Origin of the sequence: Thiosulfativibrio zosterae (assembly GCF_011398155.1) — a bacterium.
In the GTDB taxonomy this organism is placed as follows: domain Bacteria; phylum Pseudomonadota; class Gammaproteobacteria; order Thiomicrospirales; family Thiomicrospiraceae; genus Thiosulfativibrio; species Thiosulfativibrio zosterae.
In genome coordinates, this window is record NZ_AP021888.1 from 872,131 (window position 1) to 890,235 (window position 18,105).

The 18,105-nt window shown below is 42.2% G+C and carries 16 protein-coding genes and 1 riboswitch; of the genes, 8 read left to right on the forward strand and 8 right to left on the reverse strand.

The window, feature by feature from the left end; genetic code table 11:
- Window positions 1–7: 7 nt before the first annotated feature.
- The 5 genes from THMIRH_RS03725 to THMIRH_RS03745 all read right to left on the reverse strand — a co-directional run bounded on the left by THMIRH_RS03725 (window position 8) and on the right by THMIRH_RS03745 (window position 5,413).
- The gene (locus tag THMIRH_RS03725; RefSeq protein WP_173290828.1) at window positions 8–1,315 is read right to left on the reverse strand and encodes an FAD-dependent oxidoreductase; all 1,308 of its coding nucleotides are present in this window, start codon (window positions 1,313–1,315) and stop codon (window positions 8–10) included.
- Window positions 1,308–1,712 carry a c-type cytochrome gene (locus THMIRH_RS03730; protein WP_173290829.1) on the reverse strand — a complete coding sequence of 135 codons (405 nt, stop codon included), beginning with the start codon at window positions 1,710–1,712 and terminating at the stop codon, window positions 1,308–1,310. Before THMIRH_RS03730 ends, THMIRH_RS03725 begins: the two co-directional genes overlap by 8 nt.
- A 10-nt stretch (window positions 1,713–1,722) precedes the next feature.
- Window positions 1,723–2,973: a hypothetical protein gene (locus THMIRH_RS03735; RefSeq protein WP_243831494.1), complete on the reverse strand. Its 1,251-nt coding sequence runs from the start codon at window positions 2,971–2,973 to the stop codon at window positions 1,723–1,725.
- Window positions 2,973–4,421, reverse strand: coding sequence for a cytochrome c (locus THMIRH_RS03740; protein ID WP_243831495.1), 1,449 nt, complete (start codon window positions 4,419–4,421; stop codon window positions 2,973–2,975). Before THMIRH_RS03740 ends, THMIRH_RS03735 begins: the two co-directional genes overlap by 1 nt.
- Window positions 4,422–4,765: 344 nt before the next feature.
- Complete coding sequence (locus tag THMIRH_RS03745; protein WP_173290830.1) at window positions 4,766–5,413, reverse strand: protein-L-isoaspartate O-methyltransferase family protein; 648 nt, start codon at window positions 5,411–5,413, stop codon at window positions 4,766–4,768.
- A gap of 147 nt (window positions 5,414–5,560) precedes the next feature.
- Here THMIRH_RS03745 and THMIRH_RS03750 point away from each other — a divergent pair, with 147 nt between their 5' ends.
- The 6 genes from THMIRH_RS03750 to THMIRH_RS03775 all read left to right on the forward strand — a co-directional run bounded on the left by THMIRH_RS03750 (window position 5,561) and on the right by THMIRH_RS03775 (window position 12,874).
- Window positions 5,561–6,451, forward strand: coding sequence for a hypothetical protein (locus THMIRH_RS03750; protein WP_173290831.1), 891 nt, complete (start codon window positions 5,561–5,563; stop codon window positions 6,449–6,451).
- An 81-nt stretch (window positions 6,452–6,532) separates the two neighbouring features.
- A complete protein-coding gene (locus THMIRH_RS03755; protein ID WP_173290832.1) occupies window positions 6,533–7,204 on the forward strand; it encodes a hypothetical protein in 672 nt (223 codons plus the stop codon).
- A gap of 282 nt (window positions 7,205–7,486) precedes the next feature.
- Window positions 7,487–8,041: a DUF4402 domain-containing protein gene (locus THMIRH_RS03760; protein WP_173290833.1), complete on the forward strand. Its 555-nt coding sequence runs from the start codon at window positions 7,487–7,489 to the stop codon at window positions 8,039–8,041.
- Between the two features lie 82 nt (window positions 8,042–8,123).
- Entirely contained in the window at window positions 8,124–8,594 is a 471-nt protein-coding gene (locus tag THMIRH_RS03765; RefSeq protein ID WP_173290834.1) for a hypothetical protein, read from the forward strand.
- A gap of 12 nt (window positions 8,595–8,606) precedes the next feature.
- Window positions 8,607–9,422, forward strand: coding sequence for a fimbrial biogenesis chaperone (locus tag THMIRH_RS03770; RefSeq protein ID WP_173290835.1), 816 nt, complete (start codon window positions 8,607–8,609; stop codon window positions 9,420–9,422).
- A 23-nt stretch (window positions 9,423–9,445) separates the two neighbouring features.
- On the forward strand, window positions 9,446–12,874 hold the full coding sequence (locus tag THMIRH_RS03775) for an SPOR domain-containing protein (RefSeq protein WP_173290836.1): 3,429 nt from the start codon (window positions 9,446–9,448) through the stop codon (window positions 12,872–12,874).
- Here THMIRH_RS03775 and pnuC read toward each other — a convergent pair.
- From pnuC to THMIRH_RS03790, 3 genes are all read right to left on the reverse strand, one after another.
- Complete coding sequence (pnuC, locus tag THMIRH_RS03780; protein WP_173290837.1) at window positions 12,871–13,500, reverse strand: nicotinamide riboside transporter PnuC; 630 nt, start codon at window positions 13,498–13,500, stop codon at window positions 12,871–12,873. The two genes, THMIRH_RS03775 and pnuC, sit on opposite strands and share 4 nt — an antisense overlap.
- Window positions 13,487–13,756 (reverse strand): hypothetical protein, encoded by a 270-nt coding sequence (locus THMIRH_RS03785; RefSeq protein WP_173290838.1) that lies wholly within the window; start codon window positions 13,754–13,756, stop codon window positions 13,487–13,489. The genes pnuC and THMIRH_RS03785 overlap by 14 nt, the downstream gene beginning before the upstream one ends.
- Window positions 13,757–13,849: 93 nt before the next feature.
- Complete coding sequence (locus THMIRH_RS03790; protein ID WP_173290839.1) at window positions 13,850–15,931, reverse strand: TonB-dependent receptor; 2,082 nt, start codon at window positions 15,929–15,931, stop codon at window positions 13,850–13,852.
- Window positions 15,932–16,000: 69 nt separating this feature from the next.
- A riboswitch (TPP riboswitch) is annotated at window positions 16,001–16,103 on the reverse strand.
- Window positions 16,104–16,257: 154 nt separating this feature from the next.
- Here THMIRH_RS03790 and THMIRH_RS03795 point away from each other — a divergent pair.
- Window positions 16,258–17,133, forward strand: a complete 876-nt coding sequence (locus THMIRH_RS03795) for an HDOD domain-containing protein (RefSeq protein WP_243831496.1) — start codon at window positions 16,258–16,260, stop codon at window positions 17,131–17,133.
- Between the two features lie 31 nt (window positions 17,134–17,164).
- Window positions 17,165–18,040, forward strand: coding sequence for an HDOD domain-containing protein (locus THMIRH_RS03800; RefSeq protein WP_173290841.1), 876 nt, complete (start codon window positions 17,165–17,167; stop codon window positions 18,038–18,040).
- Window positions 18,041–18,105 lie beyond the last annotated feature (65 nt).

Genomic DNA, 18,105 nt, shown 5'->3' on the forward strand with positions numbered 1-18,105 from the left:
CCTAGCCTTAACTAAACATATCTTTGCGGAAAGTGCGTTGCCAGTTTTTGGCCACTTCAGCGCGAATGCGATTGGTGTAAGGATTGTCTGAAACCGCTGAGGTACGCACTTGCGTGGCATAGCCTTTTTGCTTGGCATCATCAGTAAAGCGGAAAGTGGCGGTAATGGTCATGCCATAATCTTCGCCCGCCATCGCTACACAGTTATTAGTAATAAATGGTGTGCCAGGCTCGCGCCCCGCTAATAAATCATTTATGGCCGCTGCCACCACTTTGGCTTGGTTACTGGCGACATAACCAGTTTTAGGCATGGGAGAATCGACCATGTCACCAATCACATAGACATCCGGATGTACTTTGGAGGCAAAGGTTTTGGGCTCGTAAGGTACCCAGTTGCTACCTAGGGCTAGGCCGTTTTCAATTGCAAAGCGACCGGCTTTTTCTTCGGGGATGATGTTAATCACATCCGCTTTAATGATGTCGCCATTGGCGGTTTTCACACTTTTGTTTTGGGTATTCAGTGCCGTGACTATGCCGCCTTTTTTGGCTTGCACCCATTCAATGCGGGAGTTGTCTGTGCCAAAACCATGATGCTTTTTCCAATAATGCTCAAAATGATCTTTAAACACATAATCATCTTTAGAATCCAAAATGAGAATTTTGGCCGTAGGATTGGTGTTTTTCATCATATTGGCCACAAATGAAGCGCGCTCGTAAGGTGCTGGCGGACAACGATAAGGTATTCTGGGCGAGCTGATTAATAAAGTGCCGCCTTGTGGCAACGCATCAATCTGTTGCTTAAGTTTGGTGGTTTGCGGACCTGCTTTCCAAGCGTGTGGAAAATCGCTGGCTGCTAAGGTAGCGTTGTAACCCTCAACAAACTGATAATCGAAATCAGGGCCTGGTGAAACCACCAATTTGTCATAGTCAATCACTTGACCTTTAAGGGTACTGATTTGATGTTTTTCATAGTTTATTTCGGTGGCTATGTCTTGCACGACATCGACATTAAAACGACTTTTCAGTGTTTGGTAATTCACCGTTAAGTTTTCAAGCGTTTCATGACCCGACAAAATTTCATTACTGCCAGGGCAGAAAGTATAGGTTGGGTGAGGCTCAATCATGGTGATTTTGACATCGCTATTAGCCAAACGCATATATTTGGCAAAGGATGCGCCACCAATGCCGCCACCCACGATGACAATGTGCGCTGTATTTTTAGCATAGGCTTTTGAGGTTGCCCCTAATAAACCAGTGCTGGCCATGGCGCTGGCGCCAAACCATTTGATGAGTTCGCGACGGGTTAATTTACTCATGGTGGTTTCCTCCTTGAAAATCTGAGCGAGTCCACTCAACCGGCTCTTGTTGCGCAAAATAGTCTGCCATGGCTGAAATTTCAGCATCGGTAAAAACATAAGCCACATCATGCATGACGATGGTTGGGAAAGCATTCGCACGGTAATCTTTCATCAATTTGATAAAGTTTTCAGCCTTCATACCGGCTAAAGGGGGCATGGCTTCATTAAATTCGGCGCCTAGTGTGCCATGACACGCTGAGCAATTGTCGGCTAACATTTTGCCCGAAGGCATGGGGTAGGCTGCGACAATACTGTCAATTTGTGCTTGAGTCATCGGCTGGCCGCCTTCTGCAGCCTGTGCAGATGCTAGGCTTAGAAGGGTGATGCTCGTTGCGATTAAAGTTCTTTTAAACATAGTCATCTCCTTATTGCACCCAAGTCCAGATACCCGCTACGAAGAATTGAATGACCCACAGAATCATAATCCATAAAGCGATGGTTCCCATGCGATTAACCGCAGGGCTAGGTGTGTAAACCCCCACCGTTTGACCGGCTTTCCAAGCAATGGTTAGGTAGTAAGCTAAGGTGCTACCGCCGACGATGGCAAAGGTTAAGAAGAACAGGCCGGTTGAGTACCAGTCCATAACGATTTTGTAGTCCATAAAGTCGTAATGGAAAAAGTCATTTAGGATGCTGTAACGCAACATTTCACGCGAAGTCGCAACGATTAATCCAATCACTAAAGCTACGGGTAATGCCATGTAACTGCAAAACTTAGCTTCGCCTTGTAAGCGAACTTGCGCCCAGATGGCAAAGAACAATACCATCACGCCGCCAATAATGCCCCAGAAAGAGGTGGCAAAACTGCCTGCAGTTTCTGGCAAGGTCATCATCCAAGCAAGGTATAAAACGGTGGCAATCACAGAACCTACTTTAATCCAAGTTTTACCCAAATCGGCTGCCCAATTTAAATACCCCATGTCCGCATCTTCGCGCACCATTTTAAAACGGCGGTAGGTCACTAACATGGCGCCAGTAACTGGAATGGCCATTGAGATAAAGAAGGCAAAACGCCAAGGGTTATAGGCATGCAGTTGTGAACCAGAATAATCCAATACACCGTTTTGCAAATACCATTCTTTCCATAGTTCTGGGTGCAGCATTTGTGAGGTTAGGCTGTGCATAATAAAGCCGACGACCAGCATCAAAGCCAAGCTTAACATCATTGACCAACGCGCTTTAGGTTGTGCGGTTTTATCTTTGTTTTTGCCGTTGGTGAAGTAGTAGAAATACATCGCCCAGTAAGCGAAAATTAAGATGATGATAAACCCAATAACCCAGTCTGCCGACAAGACATTGGAGGTGTACCAATGGGGGTCGTAAACCACCTGCACAAATAGCAAAGGCGCAACACCCACTACGATAGCGACCGACACTGAAACCTTGGCGATTTCAAGCATGGCAGCCGCTAAACGACGCCAGTAGGGCGATTGGCTGAAACTGCCAAAAATGGTAATGGCTGAGGTGCCGAGCATGATTTGTACAAATAAAATATGCAAAGCAAAGGTTAAAACGCCCAATCCCATAAAAATAATTGGAAAAGTCGGTACGCCAGCGGGATTACGCAGGGCATACATCATTTCTGTCACTTGCGCGACTTGAGAAGCATCCATCATTATTGAGCCTCCTGTGTTAGAGCCACTTTGTCTTGTGCTTTTTGCATAGCCAAGGCATGGTCAGCTGCTTTTAATTCTTCTTTAATGGCGACTTGCACGGCTGCATCACCGCCGCTGTTGTTAAGCATTAGGTAAGCCGACAAGGCTTTTACTTCTGATTCAATCATGGGCATTTTAGGCATATAAGCAATATTGCCAGTCGTCAATACACCACGCACATAGCTTTCCATACGGGCTTGAGTAATGCCCTCTGGAAAATAACGGTGTAAGGGGCGAATCCCGGTTTGACTGGGTGAGTGACAGTTTGAACAATAAGTCATGGCGATGAATTCACCGGCTTGAATTTTATTGTTGTCGGTCACTGTTTTTAAATGCTCTGGTGTAAAAGGATGCGCTTGTAAAATCCCGACCTTTTCGATGATGGGCAGTTGTGACTTCACATCCATACCGGGTACATCGCGGCCAATCACTTGGTTTGAATAAACATATTGTCCAGCTACCCAAGGTTTACGCATCGATTCACGCGCGGTTTCTTCTGGCCAAAGACCGGCCACCAAAATCACAACGGCCATACCGCCAGCAAAACCTTGCACTAAGGTTTGGGGGCGTAACATGGTAATGATGAAATACGCCAAAGTACCCGCTAACACCGCAATAATGCTTGGTCCAAAATAATCAGGCAAACGGTTTTCCATCACCAATAACGCTTGGCTCGGTACAGAGGTTAAATACAGTTGGAATAAACCTGCGCCCACCAAGGTGGCGATAATTCCTAACCAGCCTAACTTACGCGCCATTTCTTTTTTGAATGCGGCATCTTTGATGGATGCAACGACGATACCACCGACCACAGCGGTCATGGTGAACATAAAGGCCACGCGCATCCCCATTTGAATAAAGGTATTGGTGCCGTAGAAGCCATTTAAATAGCCGCCTTCTTGGAACCATTGTTCTTTGCCTGGCACCATCATGAAAGATAAAATCCCAATGATGATGATCATGGTGGCAAAAGAAGCAATCCCAAAAAGTACCGAAATTTTCATGTGCGTACGCTTATCGACCTTGCCGACCAAATACACAATCATGTAGACGCCGACCACTTCAATCACAAAGAAAACCCACTCGGTTGCCCATTTCCACACAAACGAGTGAATCAAAGCGCCAATACCATTTGGGCTGGCAACGGTGGTGGAATACCAAATCCCAGGACCCGTAATGGAACCCGCCACATAGGTAAAGACCATTAAAAACAAACCGTACTTCTTAACAAAATCCAGTAGGTCGTCGCGGTCTTCGCGATAAGCTTTGTGCGATAAATAGGCAAACAAGAGTGCTGCACCCACCGAAGTGTGGGACGCTAGCACATGGAAGGTGGCAATCAGCGCCACCACCCAGCCAGAACCCACGGTGGGTTCGTACCAAGTGGGATAGAGCGAAATCAAATCCATGATAAATTCCTTACTATTAATAAAGTTAATCCGGCACAAAATAAATCTATGCCTATGAGGCGCATTCTATAGACGAAGCTGTTTGCTGAATAATGAAAAAAATTTATTATGGGTCGATAAATAAATTTATAGGCAAATAAAGTAGGGGAATAGGTGGCTTCAAAGCCCAGTTTTAAAGGCTTTTAGATAATTTTGGAGCAGAATTTTAACCAGGCCTGGTCGTTTTTAGGGCGTTTTTTGAATCATGAAGATAAGTTGAAGCACGTAAAAGCAGACGATTTACGCAAATAAGGGCACAAAAAAACCAGCATTACGCTGGTTGATTTTTGAAAGCGATTTAGGGATTAAAACTTAAATTCAGAGGCTTTAGTGGCGTGAACCAAGGTTGGCATAACGGTTTCAAATAGACTTTCAACCTCCCATTCACCTTCGGCAATGCGCGTGACCAGTTGTGTTGTCATCACGGTGCTGACGCCCAAAGTTACCAATAAGCGTCCACCCAAAGTGAGTTTGTGTTTAAAAGTATCCGGTAAAGTTGCCATCGCACCGGTAAACATAATCACATCATACTCTTGACCATCATTCCAATCTTGGCTGGCATCGCCCGTTTGGAAAGTAATATTGTCATAACCTTCTAAACGCGCTTTCGCAGTTTCCTGCAATTCAGGGAAAATTTCAACGGTGGTCACCTTGTCTGCTAACTTGGCTAAAAGTGCTGTCATAAATCCAGAGCCAGTGCCAATTTCTAAGACCGATTCATCCCCTTGGACATCAACCGCTTGTAAAATTTTGCCTTCTACTCGGGGATGCAACATCGTTTGATTGTGTCCAATGGGTAATTCAATATCCGAATAGGCAAGGGCAACTTGGCTTTCAGCGACAAACTCGTGGCGAGGCGTGTCCATTAACAAATCCAATACCTTAGGATCTAACACATCCCACGGACGAATCTGTTGTTCAACCATATTAAATCTCGCTTGATCTAAGTTCATTTGGGCAGGCCTCTTCGTTAGTTTTTTGAGCAATAAAGAATCTAGCCCAAAATTATAGCGGAAAACACCTCGAAAGGGGAGTCTAAAGACTAGGCATTTTATGGATTGCTCGTTAAGATAGGTCGCAGTAAAGTTTAAGGAAAGCGTATGGATATGACAAAAGTCTCGTCATTGACTGATAATCAAGCTGCTGGTATTTTGCCAATGGCAGTCCAAAATTATCTGGGTGAGGTTAAGTCTATTGAAAAACTGCCCAACCTGTTTGAAGACAGTACCCATGCAATCTGGCGTTTGCAAACTCAAGATCATTGTTATGCCTTAAAAAAATGTCCTGCCCATTTACATGAAATCAAAACCGCCGTATTTTGGCGAGGTGTTCGTCATCTATGGGGATTGGATTTACCAAACCAGTTGGGTGATTTTGCAGAGGTCTATGCTTTTTTATCAACATATTCAGGACTGCAAGTGCCGCCTTTAATCATGGCACAATCCAGTGATGGCATTCATGAGGGCTGGCTGTTGAATCGTTGGATGCCAGGCTTGGAGATAAAAGCCGCTTCTCCTAAGTTGATCGCACAACTGGCAAATCACTTGGCAAGTTTACACAGTCAAACACAACCCTATTTTGGAAGCCTAATGGGTGAGCAATTTCCCTTATCAACATTTGGTAACAAGGTTTTGGAAACGCTAGAGTTAATTGCTTCAACTCAGTCGAGTTCATTAAAATTAACAAATGATGAAGTAAAAAGTTTACAAAACTGGTGCCCACAAGTCAGCGTACCAGTGATGTTGGATTTGCGTTGGGATCAATTTTTACAGTCCCAACAAGGTGACCTAACCACTTTGGTGGATTGCGATGCCTTTGTATGGGCGCCTAGAGAGTTGGTTTTAATCCAAGTTTATAAACTGATATTAGCTGAGGACATGAAATATTTTAATCCAGTATATTTTCAAGAGACATTGGAAACCGATTTTATTGAGGCGCCACTAGGGACAGCACTCTTAAAGCTGTTTGAAAGCATGAATTGTTTTGGTTGAAACTTTTAATGAGCTATTTGGCTTAATAACTGCTTAACTCTTTTCATTAGCCTCTAGTCGTGATTTAAATTGGGACAGTATATGAACAATTTTTTTAAAGTAAAAAAGAGTGCTTTTTGGAAAAAAAATGGCTTGTTAATCACTCTATTAATAGGCTTGATGGGATTAATGGAGATGAGTGTTCAAACAGCTTATGCCGCAACGCTGAATGTGCAGAACTTACCCCAAGCATCTACAATTCAAAATTTGCCAAGCACAGGCTTAAATCAAATTGCACGAAAAACAGTCAGTGATTTAGTCGTAGCTGAGCGGCAAATTCCAATCAAAAATATAGAGCGCTACAAGACCAAAGATATCAGCGGTATAGCGGATGTTGGCGATTTGAATAACTTAATCACAGTGAATAATTTTTTACCCATCACAACGAAAGACTTGAATAGACTAAATATTCAAAATGAATTTCTAAAAACCTATCATCAAACAGAACTGTGGTTGCAGAATTGGCAAACTCAAACAGAAAGTGTTCAGGAAATGCAGCACGCTCAGATTGCGCTAGGTGAATGGCAAAAGTTAAGAGAAAAACTAATGCAATTGATTGCCAAGCAAGAGGAAGTAGACGAATTATTGGAATATTTAAAAAAGCTTAAAACAGTCAGTCGTTCTTCAGTTTTGCCACCAGTAGATATTCAAAATAATTTGTTGGTTGAACGCCAAGTTAAGGCTGCTTCTCCTCAGTATTTTTGGCCAAGGTAATAGCGTGACATACAAAAATATTCTTGAGTAAATTGGTATAAATGCCTAAGATAACATCATGTTAATGTTTGATTGATTTGATTAAGCATTTTTGATGTTTTTTGTTAAGAAACTCATGACCGAGCCGTTAATGCTAATAACCTGAAAATTATTTTTAGGAGTTAAGTTTGATTGAGATTCAGCAAAACTCATTTAAACTCAAGTATATAACTAATAAATGAAAGGATTTTTGATATGAAAATACAAAACACTTTTTTTAAAAAAACGTTGGTGGTTTTAGCCATGTCCGCAGGGTTGTTTAACCTTCCTGCCCACGCAACCACTGTAAACATTGGCGCTTCAGTCACGGTAAATAACACGATTAATGTGGCTTTTACGCCTATGAACTTAGGAACGATTTCAGCGACCAAGGATGATGCTGCGGGAGCAGAAATTGCCACTATGGTGCTTTCGCCTAACCCCGCAACTGCTCCTGTCGCTACAAATGGTGCCACTTCAGATGCCACGATGGTCGTACTTTCAGCCGGTTCTCCGGCAACAGTTACTGTCAGTGGCGCAGCAAGCAATTATGCGCTTGCGGTAACTCTTCCCACAGTTGCCGTTACACTGTCTGATCCCGCTGCTGCCTCTGCGGATACTTTTACTTTGGATACCTTTACCAAGTATGCGACCACGGAAGGCAATAACCAAACCTTTGGTACAACCACTGATGCAACAGGGAACCTTGTTTTTAATGTGGGTGCGACTCTCAAAACGGTTGCGAACGGTGCTGCACCAAAAGATCTTTATGATGAAACAACCTATACAGGCACCTTTGCGGTAACGGTAAGTTATTAATTTTATTAATAAAATTTCTTAATTCTAAAAACCTTCTTCTTGAAGGTTTTTTTATTTAAAACCGCTTAGATGGCTTTAAAAGATGCAAATTAGAATTCAAAAGGTTTTGACTAGTTGGTTGTTATCACTGAGTTTGGTCGTCCAGGCGGGTGAAGTCTCTCAACAACAAGCTTTAAGTTTTGGCAAAATTGCGCTCAAAAATAACAATACAGTTGCCATCATGCAAATCACATCTACGGGTCAAATTTTAAAGGATGATGCGTTTGTGGTTTTAGAGGCTGGTCAACCTGGGCGTTTTTTATTGTATGACTTTCCGCCTTTCACGCAGTTATCGTTTTCGATAAGCCCGGGCTCTACTGCAAGCAGCTACTCAGGTGGAGTGACACCGACTCAATTTAGTATTGAACCCTATTTGGATTTTGCCACGCAAAATACCAATGCCCAGGGGGAATTAATTTTAAACTTACCCGCTCGGCTCGTCACTTCTGGTAATGGTAGTGTTTATCCAGACGGTGATTATTACCGCTTTTTTGAACTGAATATTGATTATTAAAAAGAAATTATTATGAAAAATCTCATCTTTTTAGTGCTGATGATATGCTCTACCCTAGCGCATGCCAATTTGTTAATCAGCCCGACCCGTATACTCTTTAGCGGCAATGAACGCGCTGAAAATGTTGTGATTATGAATCAAGGCAACACTACAGCAACTTATCGTATAGAGTTGGTTACTCAACGCCAAACAGCTGACGGTGGTTATTTGCGTCTAGACAACAAGAAAGACGATTTAACTGGAATGTTTGCAGCAGAGGATATGATTCGCTTTAGTCCGCGACAAGTCACTTTGGCACCGGGAGAAAAGCAAACCGTGCGTTTAAGTTTACGCCGACCAGAGCGCTTGCCAGAGGGAGAGTACAGAACACATTTGGGGTTTACGCAATTGCCCAATCCCGTTGCCATAGATTCTGCTCCTGGGGCTGCAAAGATGCAGGTTTTTATGTTGACTAGTTTTACTATTCCGGTACAAGTTTGGCAGGGCAAATTAAATTTACAGGCAAAAATTGCCAAAGCGCAAATCTTGGCAACCCCAGTTTCTGAAAATCCCAAACAAAAACAATGGGCAGTTGCGATTGATTTAAACCGTTCTGGAAGTTTTAGTAGTGTAGGCAAGCTTAATGTCTATTGGAAACCAACCTTGCAAGAAGAGTATCAACGAGTGGCTTTTTTAGACAATTCCACGCTCTATCGAGAGCTTTCTCACAGAACCATTTTAATTGGTTTGAAAGATCAGCCAGCCAAAAAAGGCTACTATAAGGTGGATTATGAAGCTGCGAAATTTTATCCGCAGCGTATTTTTGATGTTTTTGAATTTCAATATTAAAACTTAAGGCTTTGTATAAACTGATGCAGCTTTTTGATGCGCGCCCCCTAGTGATATGTTTTGGCATAATACTTAGCTATTTTCTATGGCCCATTACAACTTGGGCAGACAATCAAAGTGCGACAAAAGGGTTACTGTTTGATCCAATCTCTGGCAAGATGATTTCCCAAGAAGACTTGGCTCGAACTCAAATTCAAACCCTAATTTTAGATACCTATGCCGACAACATTTTGCTGGGCGAACTCAGTGTGGAAGAGCGCGGCGAAGATTTGTGGGTTGATTTTGAGGAATTGTTGCGTTTATTAGATTTTCCAATTCCAATTCAAAAGAAAAATGGCATTTTGGGTGCGGAAGGTTGGTTTATTCGTCCTGAAAATCGATTTAAGTTATCTCCCACACCCAATGTGCCAGAGCAATATGATTTGGATTCCGCCTTTATCAAAGATAAGCCTCATCGTTTGGATGCTAAAGAAATTGAGGTTAATGCCACCCGTATTAAAGTTAAGCTTGTTGAAGCGCTCAGTTGGTTTGGAATACGCCAAACCGTCAATGCTACGGAATTAATCTTAAAACTTATCCCACAACAAAAATTGCCTATACAAGAGCGTCTCATGCGTGAATTGCGCCAGAAACAATCCATCATGAGTGATTTTGAGGTGCGCTTACCCCGCCAAGATGTACCTTATCAAGCATTTTCACCAGTCTTTAGTGATGTACAGTTTTCACTTAATCGTGATTATCAAGCAAAACATCGCTTAAATTTATCTTTGTTGGGCTCGGGCGACCTTGCCTATATGACAGCAAGGTATTTTGGCAATTTAAATTACGATGAGGTCGCGCAGCGTACTCAGCCAAATTTTAGGCTTGCTCTTGAGCGAAGCAGTTTAGATTCCGAGATGTTGGGTCCGCTGAATGCCTCTTATGTTTCGTTGTTGGATATCTCAACGGCAAGTATTGCGCATTTGCCCACGGGTGGGAACGATTTCGGGGTAAGAGCCAGCAATCGCCCTCTTGGGCGCGTGACCAATGCGAGTAGTACGACCTTATCAGGGTTTCAACAACCAGGTTGGGAAGTTGAGCTTTATTTAAATGGTATTTTTTTAGAGCGACTCGTGGTCGGTGAGGATGGACGATATCAATTTGTAGATCAACCCTTATCCATTGGTGAAAACCGCTTCATCTTAAAATTTTATGGCCCGCAAGGTCAAAGAGATGAAAAGGTAGAAACCTATGTATTAGATCAAGCTAGTTTAGTTGGCGGAGGGTTGATTTATGATGTTTCTCTAACTCGACAAGACTGGCAACTCTCTGACTTTATTGAGAAAGAGCGCCAAAATGATCCTTACAATTGGCGATTCAATACACATTTAGAAGCGGGGTTAACCCAAAATATATCGATTACAGGAGATCTGAGTCAATATTACTTTACCGACCAAACATTACACCAGTTTATTCAACCAGGGATTAGAGTTTTTTGGAACAATTTTTTAGTGAATGCGAGTTGGTTACAGGATTTGGCTGCCGGTAGTCAAACGAACTTTAGTCTTTCACGGGGATTGGGACAGACAAGGTTGCATAAGTTTAGCTATTCACTTGAACAAAATTCCGCAGATTTTGCAATCAATGCCGATGCATTGGCCAGAATAAAAAACGCCCAAAGATTTGATTTGCAAGGGCCTTTGAATTTAGGACTGTCTAATCCTCTCAGTTATCAGTTGACAACGGATTTCACCGAAACCTATGAAGCAACTAAAAGTGAAAGTTATGGTTTGAACCTTGGCACCCAGATAGGTACCATCAATTTGGCAAACAACCTTATCCATAATCAATCTCACACAGCATCAGGTGATAACAAATCTACCAGTGGAAATTTTCAAGTATCTGGGCGTTTTGGGTCGGTGTTTGTTCGTAATAGTTTGCAGTATAACCTTGAGCCGACGCTTGAGTTTAATTCAGGTAGTTTGGATTTTTTAACAAGCTTAGGAGGAGGATGGAGCACCGAAATTAATTATACTTATGATTTTGTCAATCAATCCTTAGGGGAAGGTTATGCTTTGGATTGGCAAAATAAAGACTTTATCGCACGATTTAAATTAGGAAAAAATAATCAAGATTACAACGCTAATCTCATTGTGCGCTTTGCATTTGGACAAGATCCACTGACCCATCGATATTTACTGTCATCAAGCAGTCTTGCCAACACGGGAGGGGTGTCGGCCCTTGTATTTGAAGATTTGAATAATAATCAACGCTTCGACCTAGATGAACCTGTGATTGAAAACGCTGAACTTATTGCCGTGCAACAGCATCGTCGTGCAAAAACAGATCAGTTGGGTGTCGCAACGCTGAAAGGACTTTATGACAACCAACCGACCGATTTAGAAGTAGACCAGCAAACATTGGCCGATCCCTTCTGGATGCCATCTCAGCCTGGGGTTTCTTTTTTACCAAGACCTGGCGTTATCAAGACTTTGTTTATTCCTATTGTATTAGCTGGTGAAGTTGAAGGTACCGTGCGATATGCGGAAAGCTTGTTTGCAAAGCCTCAAGACCAAGGGCGAGTACCCATGGTGCTCTCGCATAAAACAAATCCACAAATAAAATATCAGACGGATACAGCGTATGATGGCTATTATTTATTTGAAAAAGTAGCGCCAGGCAATTACTGGCTGCTAGTGGATCCTAAGTTTTTGCAGGAAAAAGGTCTAAGGTCGCGAAACCCTTTGTCGATTGAGGTAAATCACCGAGGTGCCCTTGTTATGGGGGCTAATTTCGAACTATTTCCCGTTGAAAAGTATAATTTTGCCCAAACCTCAGAAAAGGAAGAACCATTTCAAGATCGTGTCAGCGGCAAGTTTTTAGTCAATTTAGGCACTTTTATTTCTGAAAAGAACGCCCAAACTGTTTTGCAAGCGTTGAGAAGTGTTTTTCCTGGTTTATGGGCACAAGTTAATCATGCTGAGCCGTTAGAAATGTCTTTAGAAAAAACAACCCAAAATCAATTTGTTTTTTGGTTGGGCGTTTTTAGAGATTTAAATCATGTCAAATACTTGTGTGGTGCGTTGGTTAAAGAAGGTTTAACTTGCCAGGTCAAAAAAATAACTTCTGAACCAGTAAGTCCGCAAATTCTCCAACTAACAGACTCAATAGAGGTAGCTCCCTATGAGGCATTTAATGCGCCTTCAAGCGCGCTTACCAATAAGGTTATTTTGCAAAATAACCCAGCAAAAAGTTTTACCTTGCAGTTGATGAGCGTTAAGGCAAAAGCCTCATTGGAGGCGTTTGTTCAAAGCCATCATCTGCAAGATACCTGGATAGAAACGGTGAATATAGAAGGAGACAAGCGCTATCGATTGAATATGGGACATTTTGCAAACAAAGCTTCTGCCAACAAGGTTGCTCAGAAGCTACAAAAAACTAAAGGTCTTAAAGCTTGGATAAAGCCAATTTAAGAAGCCTTAGGTAATAGATATGTTTGGCGCCACTGCCAATACCCATAAACCGCCAGTACCCAATAAACCACGAACATTGCAATCGTGACAAAAAACCCAGTTTGCCAATAGAGTGCTATGGCTGCTGTGTTAATCACTAACCAATAAAGCCAGTTTTCTAAGACTTTATGTGCCATTAGGAGGGTGTTCATCACAGCAAAGACCGTGACGCTTGCATCTAAATAGGGTAAGCGATTATCGGGGCTAAGTGATAACGCATAGCCCAAAGCCAAACTGATACTTATACCAGCACTGATAAAAATTAAGTGAAAGTTTAGTGGACGCCGGCTGACGGTTAGGCTTTTTTCTTGGTTTTGTATTGCGTGTGTTTTTGTCCACACCCAATAACCATAAACGGCTACGCCAATATAATAGGCATTGAGTAATGCCTGCATGGGAAGTTGACCTTCCCAAAATAGCACAGTGTATATCAGCGTGCTGATAAACGCGGCCGGCCAACACCAAACAGATTCTTTAGCTGCCAAAATGACATAAGCTATCCCTAAACTGGCTGCCAACCATTCCCAACCCGATTGTGCTAACAGCGCGTTGAATAGCTGTTCAGTCCAAGACTCATTCGCAAGCACGAATGTTTGCCTTTTCGCGATTGGTACCTATCAACTTAATGACAAACACGGTTTCAGGAATGCTTTCTAATACCTTCAGAATTTCTTGATTTAAACACGCCATCACCACGGCATAATCACCATAAATATGTGTGCTCATGCTATTGCGCTGAATTGAAACCTCCGGAAAAGTTTCAAGCTGGTTAATAAAATTTACAATGGGTTGGCAATATTGGTCCTGTAACGGATACATACTGATGTCGACAGAAATTTTCATAAGTTTCCTTTTGAGTCATTAAAACGGTTAAAAAACCAAAAAAAGGCCCGAAATTTAACCAGGCCTGGTTGTTTTTGGGTGGGTTTTAAAGATTTAGTAGTCGTAAGCAACGGTTAAACCAAAGGTTCTAGGTGCGCCTTGTTGGGTGTAAAGGTCTGCTGTGTAGTTGGTTCTTGGGTCTATGCCAAAGTAGTATCCACGCACTTCATAGCGGTTGTCGGTAATATTTTTGGCCCATAAATTAACGGTCCAATTTTTAAGCGCATACTCTAAATTGGCATTAACTAGGTTATATGCTTTAGATTTTTGGTTGTGACTATTTGAAAAGTAAAAGGCGTCTTTCCCTTCGATATTGGTTGCAGCTGTCCAGTGGTCATCTAAATAAAACTCTGCCCCAACGCTATATTGGTAAGAAGGCGCATGCGCTTGTTCACGACCGTTTAAATTAATTGTGTTGGTTGTATCGTTAGGGTCAACATAGGTGTAGTCGGTAAATGTGGAGTTTAATAATCCTAACGAGCTATGGATTTTAACTTCTGGTGTGATTAACCAATCCATTTCTCCCTCAAGTCCATAGTTTTCGCCCTGGGCGGCATTGTCTAAATAAATGGTAAAGTCAGTTGGGTCATTTGCAGTCGCTGAAGAACTATTGACCTGTTGGTCATTTCGCTGGGCATAAAACACACTCAAACGGGTTTTGAGTGTTTTATTAAACAGGGAGGAATTTAATCCAGCTTCTAGGTTCCACAGAGTTTCGGTATCAAAGGCAATCTTGTCTTGAGGCAGGGAGCTGTCATCGTTTACACCGCCCGCTTTATAGCCCCTTGAAAGACTTAGGTAACTAAGATGTTCTGTTGATATTTGATAGTTAACACCTAGTTTTCCGCCATAGAGTGTTTCAGAGGTGCTTTTGTTGAAACCATAAGAATTGCTGTATTTTGCATTGAACTGTTCAATTCTCAAGCCACCAATTAAAGTTGTTTTTGCATTTAAATGATGATCAAGCTGTCCGTAAGCTGCTGTGTTGCTGGTTAGGTATTTGTTTGATTCTTGACCTGTTGGGGAATCTACATAGGGATAAGTTCTTGAGAGCTGTTCATCCTGTGCTAAGTAATAAACACCCGCTGCCCAGTCAGTGCTGTTGTTAAAAATTCTTCCTAAATCAGATGACAAAAGGCGCATTTCAAATGAATGGTTTTTACGACTTCTGGCGTAATTGTCTTTAGCAGAATAGCCATAGACATCGAATCCATTGAAAGTCCAGTCGTCGTCATAACTATATAAAGATTCAGAATCGGATTGAGTAATGGTACTTTCTAAAACAACTTTGGGGTTCATTTTCCAAGTTGACTTTAGGGCAAAGGCGTTCGATTTTAAAGAATCTTTTCCTGGCTCATCGGTAATGGTTGAATCGTCATTTTCAAAGTTAAAAGCATCATACCCATTATTGAGATTGATGTGTAAGACCGTTAAATCGAGTGTTAAGCCATCATTAACCAACCACTTTAATTTTCCACGGGCAGTCAACTCATCTTGGTTTTGGGTGTCTGAACGATTTAGGTAATCATTTTTGATATAACCATCAGAAGTGTATCTTTGAACAGCTAAACGCCCTAACAAGGTATCTTTTATTAAAGGTCCGCTGACGGCGACGCCTTCTGACTGAGTGTTGTAGTTACCAATGGTTCTTTCTAGGTGGGCTTGCAGTTCATTGGTGGGCTCATTGCTTTTAACATTAATCACACCTGCTAAGCCATTCGCACCAAAGCGTGTGCCTTGCGGGCCACGCAGAACTTCAACTTGTTGAACATCAAATAGAGTGCCTGCTGCGCCAAGTCGACTGTAATCGATGCCATCAACCATTAAACCGACAGAAGGATTGAGCGGTGTATTAAATTGTCCGCGTTCTCCGATACCACGAATTTGAAAATAATGCGCTGGGTTGCCGCCACCAGCCAGATTGACATTGGGGGCTAAGTTGAGAACATCTTGTAAATTTTGTGCCGCACGCTTTTGAATATCGGTTTGATCAATAACGCTGATACTAGAAGCAGTTGTTTCAATCTGGGCGGGTCTAAAATCGGCATTGACAACAACGGGTGAAAGTTCGGCGGCTAAAGTCGTGCCTGAAGACATTAAGCCCAGGAGAGCAAAAGATAAAGGGGTAAGTTTCATTTAAGATTCCTTTTAATCAAAAATTAAAAGGACAGGATGACACGGTTTTGACTTGTTAATGAAAGTCAGTAGGAGCGTATCTGCCTGTCCCTACGCTGGTATTAACCAGATCAGGTTCATAGGGTTCTTCAAACAGAAGTCTCAGGCCTTGCGACCACCCCTAGGCAATTCAAGCGTTATTATGATGAAAAGCTTAATTAATTGCAATGTTTGTTGTGGTAGAGTTGCTGCAAAAGTTGTTTTGGGCGATTTATAAAACTTGTGAAAATTCGATTGAATGATTAATATTGCGTACTAATCTTATTTATTCCTGAAAGGATATGTTTGTGGCTGCAGAAAACATCGTTGTTAAACCCAATGTCAGTCGCGCGATATTAGAGCGTTTGCACAGTTTGGATGATTTGCCGCATTTTCCAAATGCCTTGATGAAGCTAGAGCAACTGTTAGCCTCTCACACAACGGTTCATTTAGAAGACGTTGCGCATCTCGTCGCACAAGATCCGCGCTTGGCGGCGGGTTTGATAGGTGTGGTGAACTCTGCTAAATATTCTCCTGGTTTTAAAGTGGCTGATTTAACATTGGCTGTTAATCGCATCGGTACCTCAGATGTGCGCATGATGGCGCATGCCATCAATTATAAGTCTGCCATAAAAACCAAACCGCCTTTCAGTGAAAAAGAGTTTATGCAACACGCTATGTTGGCGGCTTTTATCGGTCAATCTTTGGCAAAAGAATTGCATATCAATCCAGGTGAAGGTTTTTTGTGTGGTTTGATGCATGACATTGGCATTTATCTATTGTCGACTGAAAATAGGGAAGCTTATAAAACGGTTATGTTACAAGTCATGGGCGAGGCCAGAAACTTAGTGGCCATTGAAAACACCCATTTTCAAACAGCTCATCCCATATTGGGTGCACGCCTTTTGCAGCAATGGAAGTTTCCCTCTGAAATTGTCATGGGCGTAGCGGGTCATCATGCGCCAGAGTTGTCGGATAGCAAATATCAGGCTTATGCCTTCTTAACTGGTTTGTCGGAGTTTGGGGCATATCGTGATGGACTTACCAATGGCGTAGTGGGGGCAGATAACTTGCTCAATGATCAGGTTATGCAGGGATTGGACTTTTTTGGATTGTCAGAGTCGACTTATCAGGAGTTAATTGCCGATGCTTATGATAATGCGGTCAATTGTGGTTTGGCTTAAATTGAAAATGATTAGAGAAATTGTATAAATTATGAGTAATGACGCACCTTATAAAATCACCAGCGCGCAAATGATTGATGCTTTGGGCGACTTAAAACGCTTGCCCTCTTTTTCAAATATCTTGTCTGAATTTGATCGTTTAGTCCTAAAACCAGAGGGCGCGCACATTGAAGAAGTGGTTGAGTTGGTCATGATGGATCCGCGTTTATCAGCGGGTATTTTACAGGTGGTGAACTCAGCGCGTTACAGTCCAGGTTTTATGATTTCTGATGTCTCTCAAGCGGTTGCTCGTTTGGGGGTGACTGATATTCGCGTGATGATTGTAGCGTTAAACTTTAGAGACTTATTGGGTGACGCTCAAGGTATTAACAAAAATGCCTTTTTACAACATGGTTTGGTGTCTGCTTTTATTGCCAGAAAGTTAGCGCCTAAATTCCATGTAGACCCTTATGATGCTTTTATGATGGGGCTGCTGCATGAAGTGGGTCTTTACATGATGGCGCTCTATCATCCCGAGGGTTTTAAAGAGTTGTCAGACATGAGTATGTATAAGCTCACTCGACTTTTGGGGGCAGAAAAGGCAGTTTTTGGCGTGCTACATCCTGCCGTTGGTGCGCAGTTGATTCGTAAATGGCACTTTTCAAAACTCATTGTGATGGGCGTTTTAGGGCATCATTCTCCGGTAAAGGTTGACCGAGAATATCAAAATGCGGCTTACATGACCCAATTAGCAGAGGCGGGTGCTTTTTACTTGGGTTATTACAATGGTTTGGTCACCACCGAAAAATCCGTTTTAACAGACTCTATGCAAGCCATCTTAAAGCGAACAGGGCTCAATGAAGATGAGTTTGTTGATTTACTAGCGTCCGCTCTTCGTGAAGCGCAAGAAACCGGTTTTGTTGGTTAATCATTTTTTATCAGAATAATCTTATATATAGTCAAGTCCGTGTGCTAAAATTCTCTTCTTAATTT